Genomic DNA, 678 nt, shown 5'->3' on the forward strand with positions numbered 1-678 from the left:
ATCTGCAAGGCACCGATCTGATCGGCCAGCCCGGTCACCACGCGCTGGGCGAGCGGCGGCACCTCGGCCGCGTCTCCGGCCGAGAGCCGGGCCGCCAGTTCGAGCGCGTGCCGCAGGCCCCGCGCCATCTCGATCCCAAACTCGGCGAGCAGGCCTCGGATCATGTTCACCAGCTGCGTGCGTTGCTTGACCAGCAGGTCGCGCGTCCGGTGCAGCGCCAGCGCCGCCTGCTGCTCGGTCGACTTCACCGGCACGAAGCGCATGCTGGGGCGCGTCACCGCCTCACAGATGGCAGCGGCATCGTTCGCATCGGTCTTGCCGCGCTTGACGTACGGCTTCACGTAAGCCGGCGGCATCAGCCGCACGTCATGGCCGAGCTTTACGAGTTCCCGGGCCCAGTGATGCGCCGTGCCGCACGCCTCCATGCCGATCAGGCACCGCGGCAGCTTGGCGAAGAACGGCGTGACCTGCGCCCGCCGCAGCGCCTTACGAACGACGACGTGCCCAACTGCATCGACGGCGTGAACCTGAAAGATGCTTTTGGCCAGATCGATGCCGACGGTGGTGATCTCCATGGGGATGGCTCCTGCATCTGCGTGGCTGCTGCTTCGACAGCGACCACATCTTGGCACCGAGATGCCGTCAGTCGGAGCGGGAGCCATCCACCCCATCTGCTTT

Annotated in this window: 1 protein-coding gene; it reads right to left on the reverse strand. The window is 67.3% G+C overall.

Going from position 1 to position 678, the window contains the following annotated elements:
• A partial coding sequence (locus ACLBYB_RS32685; protein ID WP_447701366.1) for an IS110 family transposase occupies positions 1-575 on the reverse strand: 575 nt, incomplete at its 3' end.
• Positions 576-678 lie beyond the last annotated feature (103 nt).

The sequence above is a fragment of the Methylobacterium sp. D54C genome (assembly GCF_053345595.1).